Source organism: Kitasatospora sp. NPDC052868 (assembly GCF_044547105.1).
Classification (GTDB): domain Bacteria; phylum Actinomycetota; class Actinomycetes; order Streptomycetales; family Streptomycetaceae; genus Kitasatospora.
In genome coordinates this window covers 85796-102585 of sequence record NZ_JBITZW010000010.1, presented here as the reverse complement: position 1 = coordinate 102585, position 16790 = coordinate 85796, and the positions used below count along the sequence as shown (strand labels likewise).

Annotated in this window: 15 protein-coding genes; 5 read left to right on the top strand and 10 right to left on the bottom strand. The window is 72.6% G+C overall.

Annotated elements, in window-relative coordinates; translation table 11 throughout:
• Window positions 1-11: 11 nt before the first annotated feature.
• Window positions 12-1001, bottom strand: a complete 990-nt coding sequence (rarD, locus tag ACIGZJ_RS18905; RefSeq protein ID WP_396458255.1) for an EamA family transporter RarD — start codon at window positions 999-1001, stop codon at window positions 12-14.
• Between the two features lie 147 nt (window positions 1002-1148).
• Complete coding sequence (locus tag ACIGZJ_RS18900) at window positions 1149-2000, bottom strand: SDR family oxidoreductase (RefSeq protein WP_396458421.1); 852 nt, start codon at window positions 1998-2000, stop codon at window positions 1149-1151.
• Between the two features lie 101 nt (window positions 2001-2101).
• Here ACIGZJ_RS18900 and ACIGZJ_RS18895 point away from each other — a divergent pair, with 101 nt between their 5' ends.
• Window positions 2102-2515: a winged helix-turn-helix transcriptional regulator gene (locus ACIGZJ_RS18895; protein ID WP_396458254.1), complete on the top strand. Its 414-nt coding sequence runs from the start codon at window positions 2102-2104 to the stop codon at window positions 2513-2515.
• A gap of 46 nt (window positions 2516-2561) precedes the next feature.
• Here the strand turns inward: ACIGZJ_RS18895 and ACIGZJ_RS18890 are convergent, their stop codons facing one another.
• Window positions 2562-3332, bottom strand: coding sequence for a TetR/AcrR family transcriptional regulator C-terminal domain-containing protein (locus tag ACIGZJ_RS18890; protein ID WP_396458253.1), 771 nt, complete (start codon window positions 3330-3332; stop codon window positions 2562-2564).
• A gap of 119 nt (window positions 3333-3451) precedes the next feature.
• On the opposite strand from ACIGZJ_RS18890, the gene ACIGZJ_RS18885 reads away from it, so the two are divergent.
• Window positions 3452-3655 carry a DUF6011 domain-containing protein gene (locus tag ACIGZJ_RS18885; RefSeq protein ID WP_392928426.1) on the top strand — a complete coding sequence of 68 codons (204 nt, stop codon included), beginning with the start codon at window positions 3452-3454 and terminating at the stop codon, window positions 3653-3655.
• A 27-nt stretch (window positions 3656-3682) separates the two neighbouring features.
• Here ACIGZJ_RS18885 and ACIGZJ_RS18880 read toward each other — a convergent pair whose 3' ends face one another.
• Window positions 3683-5653 carry a hypothetical protein gene (locus ACIGZJ_RS18880; protein ID WP_396458252.1) on the bottom strand — a complete coding sequence of 657 codons (1971 nt, stop codon included), beginning with the start codon at window positions 5651-5653 and terminating at the stop codon, window positions 3683-3685.
• A gap of 321 nt (window positions 5654-5974) precedes the next feature.
• Between ACIGZJ_RS18880 and ACIGZJ_RS18875 the strand changes: the two genes are divergently transcribed.
• The 3 genes from ACIGZJ_RS18875 to ACIGZJ_RS18865 all read left to right on the top strand — a co-directional run bounded on the left by ACIGZJ_RS18875 (window position 5975) and on the right by ACIGZJ_RS18865 (window position 8049).
• Complete coding sequence (locus ACIGZJ_RS18875; protein WP_396458251.1) at window positions 5975-6895, top strand: DUF4157 domain-containing protein; 921 nt, start codon at window positions 5975-5977, stop codon at window positions 6893-6895.
• Window positions 6790-7500, top strand: a complete 711-nt coding sequence (locus tag ACIGZJ_RS18870) for a hypothetical protein (protein ID WP_396458432.1) — start codon at window positions 6790-6792, stop codon at window positions 7498-7500. The genes ACIGZJ_RS18875 and ACIGZJ_RS18870 overlap by 106 nt, the downstream gene beginning before the upstream one ends.
• A gap of 168 nt (window positions 7501-7668) precedes the next feature.
• A complete protein-coding gene (locus tag ACIGZJ_RS18865) occupies window positions 7669-8049 on the top strand; it encodes a VOC family protein (RefSeq protein ID WP_396458250.1) in 381 nt (126 codons plus the stop codon).
• Window positions 8050-8119: 70 nt separating this feature from the next.
• Here ACIGZJ_RS18865 and ACIGZJ_RS18860 read toward each other — a convergent pair whose 3' ends face one another.
• From ACIGZJ_RS18860 to ACIGZJ_RS18835, 6 genes are all read right to left on the bottom strand, one after another.
• Window positions 8120-9175: a 2-oxoacid:ferredoxin oxidoreductase subunit beta gene (locus ACIGZJ_RS18860; RefSeq protein ID WP_396458249.1), complete on the bottom strand. Its 1056-nt coding sequence runs from the start codon at window positions 9173-9175 to the stop codon at window positions 8120-8122.
• Window positions 9168-11150, bottom strand: coding sequence for a 2-oxoacid:acceptor oxidoreductase subunit alpha (locus ACIGZJ_RS18855; protein ID WP_396458248.1), 1983 nt, complete (start codon window positions 11148-11150; stop codon window positions 9168-9170). The genes ACIGZJ_RS18860 and ACIGZJ_RS18855 overlap by 8 nt, the downstream gene beginning before the upstream one ends.
• A 302-nt stretch (window positions 11151-11452) precedes the next feature.
• Complete coding sequence (locus ACIGZJ_RS18850; protein WP_396458247.1) at window positions 11453-12115, bottom strand: response regulator; 663 nt, start codon at window positions 12113-12115, stop codon at window positions 11453-11455.
• A 133-nt stretch (window positions 12116-12248) separates the two neighbouring features.
• Window positions 12249-13259: a polyprenyl synthetase family protein gene (locus ACIGZJ_RS18845; protein WP_396458246.1), complete on the bottom strand. Its 1011-nt coding sequence runs from the start codon at window positions 13257-13259 to the stop codon at window positions 12249-12251.
• A 274-nt stretch (window positions 13260-13533) separates the two neighbouring features.
• Entirely contained in the window at window positions 13534-15171 is a 1638-nt protein-coding gene (gene nuoN / locus ACIGZJ_RS18840) for an NADH-quinone oxidoreductase subunit NuoN (RefSeq protein WP_396458245.1), read from the bottom strand.
• Entirely contained in the window at window positions 15168-16787 is a 1620-nt protein-coding gene (locus ACIGZJ_RS18835) for an NADH-quinone oxidoreductase subunit M (RefSeq protein ID WP_392928410.1), read from the bottom strand. The genes nuoN and ACIGZJ_RS18835 overlap by 4 nt, the downstream gene beginning before the upstream one ends.
• Window positions 16788-16790 lie beyond the last annotated feature (3 nt).

The following is a 16790-nucleotide window of genomic DNA, read 5'->3' as shown; positions in this document are numbered from 1 at the left end:
GTGGGCCTCCGTCAGCGGGTGGCCACCGGGGCGGTGGCGGGTACGGCGTCGTGGACCGCCGCCGCCCGCGCCAGGAGGGCCGCCCGCTCGGCACGGTCCGCCCGCACCCGGCGCAGCGCGTCCCAGGTGAGCACCGCGAGCGCCGCCCACACCAGCGCGAAGCCGGCCCAGCGGGCGGGCGGCATGGACTCGTGGAAGACCGCGATGCCGATCAGGAACTGGAACACCGGCGCCAGGTACTGCAGCAGCCCGAGCATGGTCAGCGGTACCCGGATCGCGGCGGCGCCGAAGAAGAGCAGCGGTATCGCGGTGATCACCCCGCTGACCAGCAGCAGCCCCGAGTGCCCCCAGCCGTACTCGCCGGGCACGGTGTGCCCGAAGGTGCCGCGGCCGACGACCTCCAGGTAGACCAGGTACCCGAGCGCGAACGGGAACATGAAGGCGCTCTCCACCGCCAGGCTCTCCAGCCCGCTGAGTCCGACCTTCTTCTTCAGCAGCCCGTAGGTGGCGAAGGAGAGCGCCAGGGTGAGCGCGATCCAGGGCAGCCGCCCGTACCCGATGGTCAGCACCGCCACGGCGAGGACGCCGATACCGACGGCCGTCCACTGCACGGCCCGCAGCCGCTCCTTGAGCACCAGCACGCCGAAGGCGATGGTCACCAGCGGGTTGATGAAGTAGCCGAGGCTGGTCTCCACGACGTGCCCGGCGTTGACGCCCCAGATGTAGACGCCCCAGTTGACCGAGATCACGGCGGCCGCCGCAGCCGACATGGCGAGTCGGCGGGGCTGGCGCAGCAGCGGGCGTATCCAGCCCCAGTGCCGCTGGGCGAGGAGGAGGAGCACCACGGCGACCAGGGACCAGACCATCCGGTTGGCCAGGATGTCGTCCGCGGCCCCGGGCTCCAGCAGCGGCCAGAAGAGCGGGAAGAGCCCCCATATCCCGTAGGCGGCGACGCCGAACCAGAGGCCTCGACCGGCGTCCTGCTGGGTTGTCTCTGCCATCGACGGCCTGCCCTCCGCGCGCACGTGTGTCGAGCCGACGGTAGCGGGCCCAAGGGCAGGCTGTCATCTACGTATCCGCCTTTTGGTCATGACATGACGCGCGCCGGCTCCGACCCTGGGACGGTGCCGGCGCGCGCCGGTTGGGCCCTAGGCGCCCAGGGCCGCGCGGACGCTCTCCGCAAGCGGCGTGGTCGGGCGGCCGATCAGCCGGGCCAGGTCGCCGGGGGTGCCGGCCAGCTCGCCGCGGGCGATACCGGCGTCCACGTCGACCAGGATCTCGGCGAAGCCCTCCGGCAGGCCCGCGCCCACCAGCACCTCGCGGTGCTCGGCCGGGGTCACGTCACGGTGCTCCACCGACTTGCCCGAGACCTCGGCCAGCTCGGCGGCCAGCTCGGCGAGGCTCCAGGCGGCGTCACCGCTCAGCTCGTAGACCCGGTTCTCGTGGCCCTCGCCGAGCAGCACCGCGACGGCGGCGTCCGCGTAGTCCCGACGCGGGGCGCTGGCCACCCGGCCCTGCCCCGCGCTGCCGATCACGGCGCCGCGCGCCGCGGTGCCGGCCGCGTCACCGAGGTAGTTCTCGGTGTACCAGCCGTTGCGCAGCAGGGCGAAGGGCACACCGGACTCCCGGATGGCCGCCTCGGTCTCCTTGTGCTCGTCCGCCAGCCGGAAGGTGGCCGCGCCCGGCGCACTGGTGTAGGCGAGCAGCGCGACGCCGGCTGCGCGCGCCGCGTCCACCACGGCGCGGTGCTGCGGGATCCGGCGGCCGACCTCGCTGCCCGAGATCAGCAGCACCCGGTCCCCGGCCGCGAAGGCGTCGGCCAGGCTCTCCGGGCGGTCGTAGTCGACCACCCGGACGCTCACCCCGCGGTCGGTGAGGTCGGCGGCCTTCCCGGCGGAACGCACGGCCACCGCCACCTCGCTCGCGGGGACCTTGGCCAGCAGGCCCTCGACGACCAGGCGGCCGAGCTGTCCGGTGGCACCGGTGACGACGTACATGATGTTGCTCCCTGGGTTGGCTTCGCTGCTTCGTTGACCTCGCAACTAACCCTAGGGACTGCACTAACCTTTCGAAAGTACGCACTTCAAAGTACGGTACTGGTATGAAGGTAATGACCTCGGCAGCCGGCCAGGCGGCCACCCCTCTCACCGAGCTGCCCCCGCCCGACGTCTACGACCGGATGTGCCCGTCGCGTGGCGTCCTGGAGCACGTCACCACGCGCTGGGGCGTCCTGGTCCTGGCGGCGCTGGAGGAGCGCGGCTACCGCTTCAGCGAACTGCGCCGCCGGGTGTCGGGCGTGAGCGAGAAGATGCTCGCCCAGACCCTGCAGACGCTCGAACGCGACGGCTTCGTCCTGCGCGAGGCCCACCCGGTGATCCCGCCCCGCGTCGACTACAGCCTCACGCCGCTCGGCCGGGAGGCCGCCCAGCTGGTCGCCGCCCTGGCGCACTGGTCCGAGTCCCGCGTGCCCGCCGTTCTGACGGCCCGCGCGGAGTACGACACCCGACCGCGCTGAGCGGGGCCGGAACAGGGGCCGGAAGGGCCGGAATAGACCGACCGGTCTACAGATTCCCCTCGACCAGCGCCGCCAGCCCGTCCAGCACCCGGGCGAGCCCGAAGACGTAGGCGTGGTCAGGGCTGTACGCGCCACCGTGGGCCTCCCCGGCGGCGGCGCCCACGCGGGCGGCGGTCGGGTAGCGGTCGGCGTCGAAGACCCGGGCGAGCAGCTCCGCGTTGGCGGCCCACCACTGCTCGTCGCTCATCGCGCTGTCCTGCTCGGCGGCCCGCTCGTCGGCGGCCATCCGGGCACAGGTCTGGACGAAGCCGAGCAGGTGGGTGAGAGCCGCGTCGAGGTCCACGTCGGACAGGCCCGCGCCCTCCAGGGCCCGCAGCTCGTACTCGTACTTCGCCATCAGCCCCGGACCGAGCGGCGGACGACTGGTGGACACGCTCGCCACCCAGGGGTGGGCGCGGTAGAGGGCGCGGTTGTCGTCGGCGACGGCGGTGGCCCGGGCGCGCCAGCCGTCGTCCGCGGGCGCGGTCCGGGGCATCCGGGCGTAGACGGTGTCCAGCATCAGGTCGAGCAGCTCGGCCTTGCCCGGCACGTACGTGTAGAGCGCCATCGCCGAGAGCCCGAGCTCCTGGGCCACCCGGCGCATGGTGACGGCGTCCACGCCCTCGGCGTCGGCCAGCGCGATCGCGGAGGCGGCGATCTCCTCCGTCGAACGCGCCTGGCGCGGCCCGCGCCGGCCCGGCTTCTCGGCCGCCGTCAGCCCCCAGAGCAGGGCGAGGGTGCGCGCGGGGTCTCCTGCGCTACTGCGGTCGGTGGCCATGCGCGAATCCTTTCACGGCGAGGGCCTGGCCCCGGGCCCCCGGGCCTGCCCGGTCAGGCCCCGTCCGGCCGGGAGCCGTGACGGTGGGCGCGGGCGTCCGACTAGCTAGGGTTCGGGCCATGACCAGCCCCGGACCGACTCCCCTGCCCGGCACTCCGCCCGAACAGGAGCTGCTGCGCCCCCACGTCACCTGTCGGCGCTGCCACCGCCCGCTCCACGATCCCGAGTCCCGTCTGCTCCGGCTCGGCCCCGGCTGCCGCGACACCTCCGAGCGCGTCCCCCGCCACCACGTCGAGCAGGATCCGCTGCCGGGCATGGGCTAGGGTCCCGGTCCGCCTCCGGGCGGCTGGTCAGCGCCTGCCGAAGAGCCGCCTGAGGAGACCCGGGCGGGTGGCGGCGGGCTCGGGGGCCGGTGCGGCCACCGGGTCCGGTGCGCGGCCGAGGTCGGCGGCCCGCTCGCGACCGCCATCCGCCCCGGCCTGCCCGGCCCGCTCGGCCTGCTCGGCCCGCTCGGCCTGCTCGGCAGCGAGGTCCCGTTCGTCGCGCTCGATCAGGGACGCCGCCAGTCCGAGGGCGTCCTCGTCCAGCCACGGGCAGGCGAGCACCAGCGTGCAGACCGACCGCAGGATGGTCACGTCCCGGTGCCGGGCCGCCCCGGCGGTGTAGTTCAGCCGCTCCAGCAGCCGGGCGCCGACATCGGCCCGGGTCTCCGGCTGGGTCCAGGCGATCGCGACCAGTGCGAAGCCGGCCGCCTCGACCACCCAGTCCTCGGAGCCGAGCAGCAGGTCGAGCAGCACCCGGCGGCGGTCCGAGCCGTCCCAGGGCTGGTCGGTGCGGTGATGGGCGATACCGAGACAGGCGAAGGCCTGGACGGCGCGGACCCACAGTTCGGGCTGGTGGGCCAGCAGCGCCCGCCCGAGTTCGTCCTCGCGCGGCGCGGGCGGGTGGGCCAGCACCCCGAGCAGGTCGTCCAGCGGCACCTGGGCGAGCCGGACCGCGTGGTCGTAGGCGGCCGGCAGACCGGGCCAGGCGACCTCGGCGGTGTCCCGGACCAGCTCGGCGGATGCCGCCGACGGCGGGGCGACCGCCGGGCGCGGCACGGCTCCGTCGTAGTCCCAGATCCGGATGCCGACCTCGCGCAGCGGCACCCGGGGGTCGGGTTCGGGGATCGCCCCGTACTCGATGGTGGCCAGGGGCAGCGCGAGGAGGAGTGCCGTCCGCGAACTGGGCGGTTCCAGATCGGAGGCGGTGAGGGCGATCCGGCTGTCCCGGGTCGTATCCGACGACGCCAGGAACTGGTGGAGGACGTTGACCGACGCCTCGGTCGCCCCGGGCACGATGCCCAGCCAGGGCTGGTGACGGCTGAGCCGGGACAGCAGTTCGGCCGCGTACTCGTGCTCGGGGTGGGCCCGGTGATGGTCCACCAGGGCCAGCAGCTGAGCCGTTCCCCCGTCGACGGCGTGCCGCAGGCCGTGCAGGGCCGGGGCGGCCTTGGGGTGCTCGGGCTCGGCGGCGAGGATGCGCTCCAGCCAGGGCACGCCCTCGGCGGGCCGCCCGGTCGCCCCGTACAACTCGGCGACGTCGACGGCCAGATAGCTGTTGGAGGGGTCGCGGGCCAGCTCGGCCTCCCAGATCACCAGGGCCCGGCCGGGCTCCCCGTGGGCGCGCAGGGCGTTGCCGAGCATGACGGCGGGGAGGTAGTCGGGCGAGAGCCGGTGGGCGCGCTCGGCGAGCTCGACGGCGCGGGAGGTGTCGCCGAGGCGCCTGGTCAGCCCGGAAGCCAGGGCGAGCAGCAGCGGGTGCTCGGGGTGACGGTCCGCCACGGCCCGCACGAAGGCCTCGAACGGCTCGACGGCCGGGCGCAGTTCCTCGTCCAGCGGGTCCGCGAGGGAGCCCGAGGCCCGGGCCGCGGCCTGGGCCACCGCGTCGGCGGTGACCAACCCCGGCAGGTCCTCCCTGGTCAGCCAGGCGGCGTGCGCCCAGGGTTGGGCGGGCTCGAACTGGATCGCCGAGGCCAGCAGCCCCACCGCGGTGTCCCAGTCGCCCGCGACGGCCTCGACATGGGCCCGGCAGACGAGGGTGCCCAGGTAGACCTGCTCGCCGAGCGGGAAGAACTCCCGCGCCGCCACCGGACCACCCGCGCGGGCGCAGAACTCGGCCAGCGCCTCGTGCAGTTCGGGCAGCTGCGGGTCGACGGCCATGGCATCCGCCAGGTGGTCGGCGGCGTGCGGGAGGTCCCCGGAGTCGATGGCCAGCCGGGCCATCGCCACCTCGCCCTCCGCCGCCAGCCGCTGATCGTCGTGGCTCTCCGCGTGCTCCATAAGCCGTGGCCCCCTCTGCCCTGTTCCGACGCGTGCGCGCGGACGAGGCTATCCGGCTGCGGCCGACGCCGGATGATCACCCCACCCTGCCACGCTACGCCAACAGACCGTCACTTCACGTGACATCGGCCGGTTCGTCGACCCCTCGGGCGGGTACCACCGGAGGGCTGATCGCAGCCGGAAAACGCCGGTATCCAGGCCAGGAGAAGCCGATGGACCACGCGAACCTCCTCCGGCGACGGGCCGACAGCAGGCCCGCGGTCGAGCCGCCGGAATCCCTCCCCGGAGCAGGGCCCACCCACGTCGGCGGCGGCGACGGCCGTGCTCGATCAGGCGGGACGGCCGCTCGCCCCGTCGGACCACGCGTTCTTCGAACCGCGCCTGGGCATCGACCTCTCCGGGGTGCGGCTGCACACCGGACCGACGGCCGACGCGGCGGTGAACGCCGTCCAGGCCAAGGCCTTCACCGTGGGCGAGCACATCGTCCTGGGCAGTCGGCACTGGTCCCCGGGCGCCGCCGCGGACCGCAGGCTGCTGGCACACGAACTCGTCCACGTCGCGCAGCACCGGCGCACCCGGCGCCGGGCCGACCCTCCGGCGCCAGCCCGCGACGACGGAGGACCTGGGGCGTCGGATCCTGGAGAACGAGCGGAAGCCGGCCGACCAGAGCCTCCCCCTGGAGGAGCTGCGCCGGCTCAACGCGGAGCGCGACGAGCTTCTGGAGCGGTACCGCGCGGTGGCCCGGGGAGGCTCCCCCGCCGCACACCCGGCCGCACCCGCAGCCGTGCCGACAGGGGCTGCGGCAACCGCTGCGCGGCCGGCCGCGCAGCCCGCGGGCGAGCAGGTCGTCCCGGTGGGGGTGACGTACGAGGTCCTCCAGCCCCTGGCGTACGCGCAGCCGTCCGGGGCAGGCCAGGACTCCGACCTGCCACCGTGGGTTGCGCCCTACCTCGCGGGTGCGTCGACCGCGGCCGGCCAGGGGCCCTGCGGTATGTGGACCCGCTGCCCGGGAACGTCGCTCCGGGCACCTCGAACGTCTTCACCAGTTCGTCGGACCGGGGCGCGGAGAGCTGCGGCCGCGGCTCGGCCAGGCCGGTGACTTCGCGGAGGGGGCCGAGGCCTTCGAACAGTTCAAGGTGCGGGCGGTCGACTACGGCCAGCTGTCGCGGCTGTCCGCGAAGCTGCGGGCCGGCGGCGTCAGCGCGCTCACCCAGGAGGAGGCCGCACTCCTGCAAACGGTGACCCGGATCCACGCGAGGGTGCACGGGGCCACCCCGTCCAGCCCGCTGCTGTCGCTCACCGAGCTGGAGCCCGCAGCCGGCGTGAAGGTGCTGCCTCCGGTGGCGACCCAGCGCCTCTACGTGGTCCGGGTGCGGATCGACCCGAACGACGTCATCCGCGTCAACGAGATCCTCAGGCGGACCGGTCAGATCGGGCTCGCGGCCGAGCAGGAGGTGGTGGTCGCGCTGGATCTGGCCGCGGGCTCCGGCGCCCGCGGTCCCGAGATCCTGTCGATCACCGCCAACCAGGCCAAGGGCGCACCACTGGCCGGTGCGGCCGGCACGGCCCTGCGTTTCGTGGGGCGCGCCCTGGTGGTGGTCGGCGCCGGGCTGGCGGTCCGGGAGGTGGTGACGGCGGAGGGGGCGAACCGCCGGGAGACCCAGGGCCGCGCCGCGGGGAGCTTCGTGGGGGCCACCGCCCTGGGAGCGTTCGGCGCGGGACTGTGCGTCGGCCTGGGGATCGCGACCGGCGGCATCGCCCTGGCGCTGTGCGGCCTGGGCTTCGGCCTGGCGGGCGCGCTGGGCGGCGGCGCCCTCGGCGGCCGGATCGGCCGCGCCTTCGACTAGGCCCTGTCCGACAACAAGGCCGGTCCGGCCCCGGGTCCGGACCGGGGCTGGTCCACAGGGCTGGTCCACAGGGCTGGTCCGCAGGGCTGGGGACAACTCTTGCGCGATTCTCCGTACTATGTATAGTGTACTGCGTACGGGATAATTGCCGACGAGAGGCACCTCTTTATGCAGATCACCGCGTCCGCCGTTGCGCTCACCGTCGAGGACGTCGACGCGTCCTCCGCGTTCCTTCGGAAGCACTTCGGATTCACCGAGCAGATGGCCGCCGACGGATTCGCCTCACTCGGTCGCGAGGATGCCGGGATGAACGTCATCTACCTGCGGCGCGGCCTTGAGGTCCTGCCCGAGGGGTTCCGGGACCAGCACGCCTCCGGGCTGATGCTGGCCTTCACCGTGCAGGACCTGGCCGGCGAGGAGGCCCGGCTGCAGGGCGAAGGGGTCGAGATCACCATGCCGCTGCGCGAGGAGCCGTGGGGTGAGCGGCTGTTCCAGGTCACCGACCCGAACGGGGTGGTGATCGAGCTGGTCGAGTGGGTCCAGCAGTAGGGGCACGCGACGGCGCCCCCGGTCGGAGAACCATCCGACCGGGGGCGCCGTGCTGGAGCCCGCCCGAGGCTCAGTCGACCGTCCAGGTGTCGCCGCCGGCGAGCAGCGTCGCGAGGTCCCCCGGCCCGCGCTGGGCGGCGGCGGTGGCCAGCTGGTTCGCCATCAGCTCGTCGTACACCGGGCGCCGCACACTGCGCAGCACGCCGATCGGCGTGTGGTGGAGGGTGTCCGCGTCGGCGATCCGGGACAGCGCGAAGGCCGTCGTCGGACTGTCGGCGTGGGCGTCGTGGACCAGGACGGCGCTCTCGTTCTCCGCCGTGACCGCGGCGACCGACAGCCCGCCGTCGGCGCCGCGGAAGACGCCCTGCGAGCGATCGGCGCCGAAGCGGATCGGCTGTCCGTGTTCGAGCCGGATCAGCGCCTCGTCTCGCGTCCCCGCCTCCTTGAGCACCTCGAACGCGCCGTCGTTGAAGATGTTGCAGTTCTGGTAGATCTCCACCAGCGCCGTGCCCTCGTGCTCGGCGGCCGCCCGCAGCACCGCCTGCAGGTGCTGGCGGTCCGAGTCGATCGAGCGGGCGACGAACGAGGCCTCCGCCCCGATCGCCAGCGAGAGCGGGTTGAACGGGGCGTCCAGCGAACCCATCGGCGTGGACTTGGTGATCTTTCCGACTTCACTGGTGGGGGAATACTGCCCCTTGGTAAGTCCGTAGATGCGATTGTTGAACAAGAGGATCTTCAGATTCACATTGCGCCGCAGCGCATGAATCAGATGATTCCCACCGATCGACAGCGCATCGCCGTCACCCGTCACCACCCAGACGCTGAGATCCTGCCGCGCCGAGGCCAGCCCGGTGGCGATCGCCGGCGCCCGGCCGTGGATCGAGTGCACCCCATAGGTGTTCATGTAGTACGGGAAACGCGAGGAACACCCGATACCGGAGACGAAGACGGTGTTCTCCCGTCTGATCCCCAGTTCCGGCATGAACGCCTGCACCGCGGCCAGGATCGCGTAGTCCCCGCAGCCGGGGCACCAGCGGACCTCCTGGTCGGTCTTGAAGTCCTTGCCGCTCTGCGGCGCCTCGGCCTTCGGCACCAGCTTCAGCGAGGGGAACCGGTCGTCAGTCATCGTTCTCGTCGCCTTCCAGGTTGCCGATTGCCGCCCACAGCACGTCCGCCAACTGCGCCGCCTTGAAGGGCAGTCCGCGTACCTGGTTGTAGGACTGCGCGTCCACCAGGTACTTGGCGCGCAGCAGCAGGGCCAGCTGCCCGAGGTTCATCTCGGGGACGATCACCTTGTCGTAACTCCTCAGCACCGCACCCAGGTTGGCCGGGAAGGGGTTGAGGTTGCGCAGGTGCGTCTGGGCCACCCGGCCGCCGTCCGCCCGGACCCGGCGGACCGCCGCGGTGATCGGGCCGTACGTCGAGCCCCAGCCGAGCACCAGCACCCTGGCCTCGCCGCTGGGGTCGTCGACCTCCAGGGCGGGCACCGCGATGCCGTCCACCTTGGCCTGCCGGGTGCGGACCATGAAGTCGTGGTTGGCCGGGTCGTAGCTGATGTTGCCCGTGCCGTCCTGCTTCTCGATGCCGCCGATCCGGTGCTCCAGACCGGGCGTGCCGGGCACCGCCCACGGGCGGGCCAGCGTCTTGGGGTCGCGCTGGTACGGCCAGAAGGAGCCGTCCTCGCGGTTCGGACCAGTGGCGAAGTCCGGCTTGATCTCCGGGAGTTCCTCGACGGCGGGGATGCGCCACGGCTCGGAGCCGTTGGCCAGGTAGCCGTCCGAGAGCAGGAACACCGGGGTGCGGTAGGTGACCGCGATCCGGGCCGCCTCCAGCGCCGCGTCGAAGCACTCGGCCGGGGTCGCGGGGGCCACGATCGGCACCGGCGCCTCGCCGTTGCGCCCGAACATCGCCTGCAGCAGGTCCGCCTGCTCGGTCTTGGTCGGCAGGCCGGTGGACGGGCCGCCGCGCTGGATGTCCACCACCAGCAGCGGCAGTTCGAGCGAGACGGCCAGGCCGATGGTCTCGCTCTTCAGCGCCACGCCCGGGCCCGAGGTGGTCGTCACCCCGAGCGCCCCGCCGAAGGCCGCACCGAGCGCCGCACCGATACCGGCGATCTCGTCCTCGGCCTGGAAGGTGCGCACGCCGAAGTTCTTGTGCCGGCTCAGCTCGTGCAGGATGTCCGAGGCCGGGGTGATCGGGTACGAGCCGAGGTAGAGCGGCAGCCCGGAGCGGTCGGAGGCGGCGATCAGGCCGTAGGACAGCGCGAGGTTGCCGGAGATGTTGCGGTAGCGGCCCGGGGGCAGCTTGGCCGGCGGCACCTCGTAGGAGACCGCGAAGGTCTCGGTGGTCTCGCCGAAGTTCCAACCCGCCCGGAAGGCGGTGATGTTCGCCTCGGCGATCTGCGGCTTGCGGGCGAACTTGCTGCGCAGGAAGGACTCGGTGCCGTGGGTGGGCCGGTGGTACATCCAGGAGAGCAGGCCCAGCGCGAACATGTTCTTGGCCCGCTCGGCGTCCTTGCGGGCCAGGCCGCTCTCCTTGAGCGCCTCCAGGGTCAGCGTGGTGAGCGGCACCTTGTGCAGGTGGTAGGTCTCGAGCGAGCCGTCGGCGAGCGGGTCGGCCGGGTAGCCGACCTTGGCCAGCGCGCGCTTGGTGAACTCGTCGGTGTTGACGATGATCTCGGCGCCGCGCGGCAGGTCGGGCAGGTTGGCCTTGAGGGCGGCCGGGTTCATCGCCACCAGGACGTTGGGCGCGTCCCCCGGGGTCAGGATGTCGTGGTCGGCGAAGTGCAGTTGGAAGGACGAGACGCCCGGCAGGGTGCCGGCAGGGGCACGGATCTCGGCCGGGAAGTTGGGCAGGGTGGAGAGGTCGTTGCCGAAGGACGCCGTCTCCGAGGTGAAGCGGTCACCGGTGAGCTGCATGCCGTCCCCGGAGTCACCGGCGAAGCGGATGATCACCCGGTCCAGTCTGCGGATCGGCTTGGCGCGCCTTGGCTGCGAAGTGGGCGGCACGGTGGGACCGGAGCGGCCCTCACCGGGCCCGGAGCGGCCTTCGTCGCCGTCCGAGCCGTCCACTGCCTCTGACTGATCGACCTGACTGGTCACTGCCGCGGACCTCCTCGTGGGAACCAGCCGCGGGCGTGAGCCGTGTGCCCCGTCCGCCTGGTGCACCTCTCGCATCCTATGCGGGTAAGGATTGCCTGGGACGGAACTGCCCCATGCGGCGGGAAATCACCTCCGTATGTCGGTAGAAGGCGAAAAACCCCCGGGTTCATTCCGCCCGGGGGTGCTCGCAGTGGCCGGTCGATCGGGAACGGCCGACCGGCCACGAATGATCGACCGACCGCGAATGACCGGGCCGCCCGTGGCGGCCGATCGGCGCGCGTCGATCGCGCCGGCTGCTCCGGCTAGGAATTCAAATAGGTGAGCACCGCCAGCACCCGGCGGTGGTCCTCGGGGCTCTGGGCCAGGCCGAGCTTGAGGAAGATGTTGCTGACGTGCTTCTCCACCGCGCCGTCCGAGACGACCAGCTGCTTGGCCACCGCCGCGTTGGTGCGGCCCTCGGCCATCAGGCCCAGCACCTCGCGCTCGCGCGGGGTCAGCCCGGCCAGGACGTCGCCCTTGCGGCTGCGGCTGAGCAGCTGCTGGACCACCTCCGGGTCCAGTGCCGTCCCGCCCTGGGCGACCCGGACCACCGCGTCGACGAACTCGCGCACCTCGGCGACCCGGTCCTTCAGCAGGTAGCCGACACCGCGGGTGGATCCGGCCAGCAGCTCGGAGGCGTACCGCTCCTCGACGTACTGCGAGAGCACCAGCACGCCCAGCTCCGGGTAGAGGCCGCGGAGCGTGACGCAGGCGCGCACGCCCTCGTCGGTGTGGGTCGGGGGCATCCGGACGTCGGCCACCACCACGTCGGGGAGCGCGTCGGCGGCGGAGAGCTCGTGGACGGCCTTCAGCAGCGCCTCGCCGTCCCCGACGCCTGCGACGACCTCCAGGCCCCGGTCGGTCAGCAGCCTGGTCAGGCCCTCCCGCAGCAGTACGGAGTCCTCGGCGATGACGACGCGAAGCATGGTGACCTTCCGGTGGGCAGAGCTGACGGGCTCAGTCTTCCCTACTCGCGCACCGGTCGGGCGGCAAAGCCGGACACCGGGGCCCGGCCACCCGAGCACCGGTCACGGAAGATCACCGGGCCGTCACCGGCGATCACATGGTGCGGATCGCCACCGCGTCGCACAGCCCCTGCAGTGCGGCCTTGGCCGGGCCCTCGGGCAGCGGGTCGAGCAACGCGCGGGCCTCCTCGGCGTGCCGGAGGGTCTCCCGGCGGGCGTGCTCCAGCGCCGGGTGCCGGCGCAGCAGGCGCAGCGCCTCGGCGTGCAGCCCGTCATCGGTGAGGTCGAGGGTGAGCAGCTCGCGCAGCCGGTGGTCGGCGGGGTCGGACTCGTCCGCCGGCATCTGCTGGAGCAGCAGGATCGGCAGGGTCGGGACGCCCTCGCGCAGGTCGGTGCCGGGGGTCTTGCCGGACTCGTGGCCGTCGCTGGCGATGTCGAGGACGTCGTCGGCCAGCTGGAAGGCCATGCCGATCCGCTCGCCGTACGCGGCGAGGATGTCGGTCACCCAGGACTCGGCGCCGGCCATCAGCGCACCGATCCGGCAGGAGACCGCGATCAGCGAGCCGGTCTTGCCGGACAGCACGTCGAGGTAGTGGTGCAGCGCGTCGTCGTCCGGGCCGGGGCCGGCGGTCTCCAGGATCTGGCCGGTGACCAGCCGTTCGAACGCGTCGGCCTGGAGCCGGACGGCCTCCGGGCCGAGGTCGGCGAGCACCTGGGAGGCGCGGGAGAAGAGGAAGTCGCCGGTGAGGATGGCGACCGAGTTGTCCCAGCGCGAGTTGGCGCTCGGGGCGCCGCGGCGCACGGGGGCCTCGTCCATGACGTCGTCGTGGTAGAGCGTGGCGAGGTGGGTCAGCTCGACGACGACGGCCGCGGGCACCACACCGGGGGCGTAGGGGTCGCCGAACTGGGCGGCGAGCATCACCAGCAGGGGGCGGAAGCGCTTGCCGCCGGCCTCGATGAGGTGGCTGGCGGTCACGGTGATGAACGGGACGTCGCTCTTCACGGCCTCGTTGAGGGCGGCCTCGACCGCGTCCATCCCGGCCTGGACATCGCGGGTCAGATCGCGGTCCTGCACGCTGAGCCCAAAGGGTCCCACGACGGTCACGAAGACCACTCCTCTGTCCCTGGTCGATCTAGCGGCCTGGTCCCTGAGTGCCGCCGCTGGCCATACAGGCAGGGTATCCGGTCACGAGTGGATCACTGCACGGGCGTGCGGATCCTGTCATGGTCGGGCCGGATCGGCTGGTCAGGGCTGGCCCTGGAGACGGCTCGTCCGGGCCACGCGAATAAGGGCGCGGCCCGGACGGGACGGCGGTGACGGGCACTCGGGGGTCCGCCGGTCCCCGGGGGTTGGCGGGGGTCCTCCGGTCCCCGACGGTTCAGCGGACGAAGAGCGAGGCCTTCGACGCCAGGTCGAGGAAGTACTGCGGGAGCAGCCCCAGGCCGAGGGTGACCAGGACTCCGATGCCGATCGCCGTCGCCGTGAAGGCGCTGGGGATCGCGACCGTCGGGCCGCCCGGCTGCGGGTCGGAGAAGAACATCAGCACGATGACCCGGATGTAGAAGAAGGCGGCCACCGCGGAGCTGAGCACACCCACGATCACCAGCGGGGTGGCGCCACCGGCCGCCGCGGCCTGGAAGACCGCGAACTTCCCGGTGAAGCCGGAGGTGAGCGGGATGCCCGCGAAGGCCAGCAGGAACAGCGCGAAGACCGCCGCGACCAGCGGGGAGCGCCGGCCGAGGCCGGCCCAGCTGGAGAGGTGGGTGGCCTCGCCCTTGGAGTCCCGCACCAGGGTGACCACGGCGAAGGCACCGAGCGTCACGAACGAGTACGCCAGCAGGTAGAACAGCACCGAGCTCAGGCCCTGCTTGCTGGTGGCGATCACCCCGGTCAGGATGAAGCCGGCGTGCGCGATGGAGGAGTAGGCGAGCAGCCGCTTCACGTCCTGCTGGGTGACGGCGAGGACGGCGCCGACCACCATGGTGAGGATCGCCACCCCCCACATCACCGGTCGCCAGTCCAGCCGCAGGCCGGGGAAGGCCACGTAGAACAGCCGCAGGAACGCGCCGAAGGCCGCCACCTTGGTGGCCGCCGCCATGAAGCCGGTCACCGGAGTGGGGGCGCCCTGGTACACGTCCGGGGTCCAGGAGTGGAACGGCACCGCGCCGACCTTGAAGAGCAGGCCGACGGAGAGCAGTGCCAGGCCGACGAGCAGCAGCGCGTCGTTCTGGGTGGTGCTCAGCAGGGCCGGCGTGGCCAGGGCCTTGCCGGAGATGACGTCCGAGATCTCACCGAGCCGGACGCTGCCCGCGTAGCCGTACAGCAGGGCGGTGCCGAACAGGAAGAACGCCGAGGCGAAGGCACCGAGCAGGAAGTACTTGACCGCCGCCTCCTGGGAGAGCAGCCGGCGGCGGCGGGCCAGCGCGCAGAGCAGGTAGAGCGGGAGGGAGAAGACCTCCAGCGCGACGAACATGGTCAGCAGGTCGTTGGCCGCGGGGAAGAGGAGCATCCCGCCGACCGCGAACATGGTGAGCGGGAAGACCTCGCTGGTCGCGAAGCCGGCCCGGACCGCGGCGCGCTCCTGCTCGCCGCCGGGGGTGGCGGAGGCCTGGGCGGCGAAGGCGTCGGCCGGCTCACCGCCCGCCTTGGGCTCCAACCTGCGCTCCGCGTAGGTGAGCACGGCCACCACGGAGGCCAGCAGGATGACGCCCTGGAGGAACAGCGCGGGCCCGTCGAGCGCGACCGAGCCCATGGCCAGCAGGTCGACCTTGGTGGAGCCGTAGCCCTCGGAGGCCAGCACCACCACGGCGATGAACGCCCCGATCAAACCGGTCAGGGCCAGCGTCACCTGGGCCCAGTGCCGGTGCCGGCGAGGCAGGAAGGCCTCCAGCAGGATGCCGGCCACGGCGGCGCCGAACACCACCAGCATCGGGGAGAGCTGCCCGTACTCGACGTGCGGCGCCGGAATGCTGGAGGTGTTGCCCCCTGCGGCGGCGAGCCATCCGGTGGTGCTCACTTGTGGTCACCTCCTGAGGTGGCGGCGACCGGGTGGGCCGGTGCCGGGTCGGTCTCGTGGATCTGCGAGAGCGTCGCGTCCACCGAGGGGTTGACGATGTCGGTGAGCGGCTTCGGGTAGACGCCGAGCAGGACGGTCAGCGCCACCAGCGGGGCGACGACGGCGAGCTCGCGCACCTTGAGGTCCGGCATGTCGCGGACCCCCTCCTTGACCGGGCCGGTCATGGTGCGCTGGTAGAGCACCAGGGCGTACAGCGCGGCCAGCACGATGCCGAAGGTGGCGACGATGCCGAGCGCCGGGTAGCGGGTGAACGTGCCCACCAGCACCAGGAACTCGCTGACGAAGGGTGCCAGTCCGGGCAGCGACAGGGTGGCCAGACCGCCGATCAGGAACGTCCCGGCGAGGACCGGTGCCACCTTCTGCACGCCGCCGTAGTCGGCGATCAGGCGCGAGCCGCGGCGGGAGATCAGGAAGCCGGCCACCAGCATCCACGCGGCGGTGGAGATGCCGTGGTTGACCATGTAGAGGGTGGCTCCGCTCTGACCCTGGCTGGTCAGCGCGAAGATGCCCATGATGATGAACCCGAAGTGCGAGATCGAGGCGTAGGCGACCAGCCGCTTGATGTCCTTCTGGCCGATGGCCAGCAGGGCGCCGTAGAGGATGCCGATCACCGAGAGCACCATGATCGCCGGACCGAAGGTCTTGGAGGCCTCCGGGAAGAGGCCCAGGCAGAACCGGAGCATCGCGAAGGTGCCGACCTTGTCCACCACGGCGGTGATCAGGACGGCCGTTCCGGCGGTGGACTCGCCCATCGCGTTCGGCAGCCAGGTGTGCAGCGGCCAGAGCGGGGCCTTCACCGCGAAGGCGAAGAAGAAGCCGAGGAACAGCGCCTTCTCGGCGGTGCCGCTGAGCACCAGCCGGCCGTCGGCGATCGCGCCGGTCAGGGTGGGCAGGTCGAAGGTGCCGAAGCCCTGGTCCTGCGCGATCACGTACAGGCCGATCACGGCGGCCAGCATGACCAGCCCGCCGAGCAGGTTGTACAGCAGGAACTTGACCGCCGCGTAGGACCGCTGACGGGAGGACTCCGGGCCGCCGGCCCGGTCCCCGAAGCCGCCGATCAGGAAGTACATCGGGATCAGCATGGCTTCGAAGAAGACGTAGAAGAGGAAGACGTCGGTGGCGTAGAAGGAGACGATCACCATCGCCTCCACCGCCAGGATCAGGGCGAAGAAGCCCTGGGTGCGGCGCCTGTTCTCGAACGTCCCGTCCGGCGCGGCGGGCCCCGGGTCGGCGTCGTGCCAGGAGGCGAGCATGACGACCGGCACCAGCACGGCGGTGAGCAGGGCGAGGACGGCGCCGATGCCGTCCACCCCGAGCGAGAAGGTGATGCCGAAGGAGCGGATCCAGCTGTAGGACTCGGTCAGCTGGTAGCGCGCGCCGTCCGGGTCGAAGCGGGCGGTCACCACGGCGGCCAGCGCCAGGGTGACGGCCGAGACGCCCAGGGCGACCACCTTGGTGGTGCGGCGCCGGGCCTCGGTGGACCCGGCGGGCAGCGCGGCGGTGAGCACCGCGCCGGCCGCCGGGACGGCGCAGGTCGCGGTCAGCAGGGCGCTCATGCG

Coding starts and splice junctions, on each gene's coding strand:
- ACIGZJ_RS18880 (WP_396458252.1), bottom strand. CDS start 5,653: ATGGAGCACGCGGAGAGCCACGACGATCAGCGGCTGGCGGCGGAGGGC.
- ACIGZJ_RS18890 (WP_396458253.1), bottom strand. CDS start 3,332: ATGGCCACCGACCGCAGTAGCGCAGGAGACCCCGCGCGCACCCTCGCC.
- ACIGZJ_RS18885 (WP_392928426.1), top strand. CDS start 3,452: ATGACCAGCCCCGGACCGACTCCCCTGCCCGGCACTCCGCCCGAACAG.
- ACIGZJ_RS18835 (WP_392928410.1), bottom strand. CDS start 16,787: ATGAGCGCCCTGCTGACCGCGACCTGCGCCGTCCCGGCGGCCGGCGCG.
- rarD (WP_396458255.1), bottom strand. CDS start 1,001: ATGGCAGAGACAACCCAGCAGGACGCCGGTCGAGGCCTCTGGTTCGGC.
- ACIGZJ_RS18895 (WP_396458254.1), top strand. CDS start 2,102: ATGAAGGTAATGACCTCGGCAGCCGGCCAGGCGGCCACCCCTCTCACC.
- ACIGZJ_RS18865 (WP_396458250.1), top strand. CDS start 7,669: ATGCAGATCACCGCGTCCGCCGTTGCGCTCACCGTCGAGGACGTCGAC.
- ACIGZJ_RS18860 (WP_396458249.1), bottom strand. CDS start 9,175: ATGACTGACGACCGGTTCCCCTCGCTGAAGCTGGTGCCGAAGGCCGAG.
- ACIGZJ_RS18850 (WP_396458247.1), bottom strand. CDS start 12,115: ATGCTTCGCGTCGTCATCGCCGAGGACTCCGTACTGCTGCGGGAGGGC.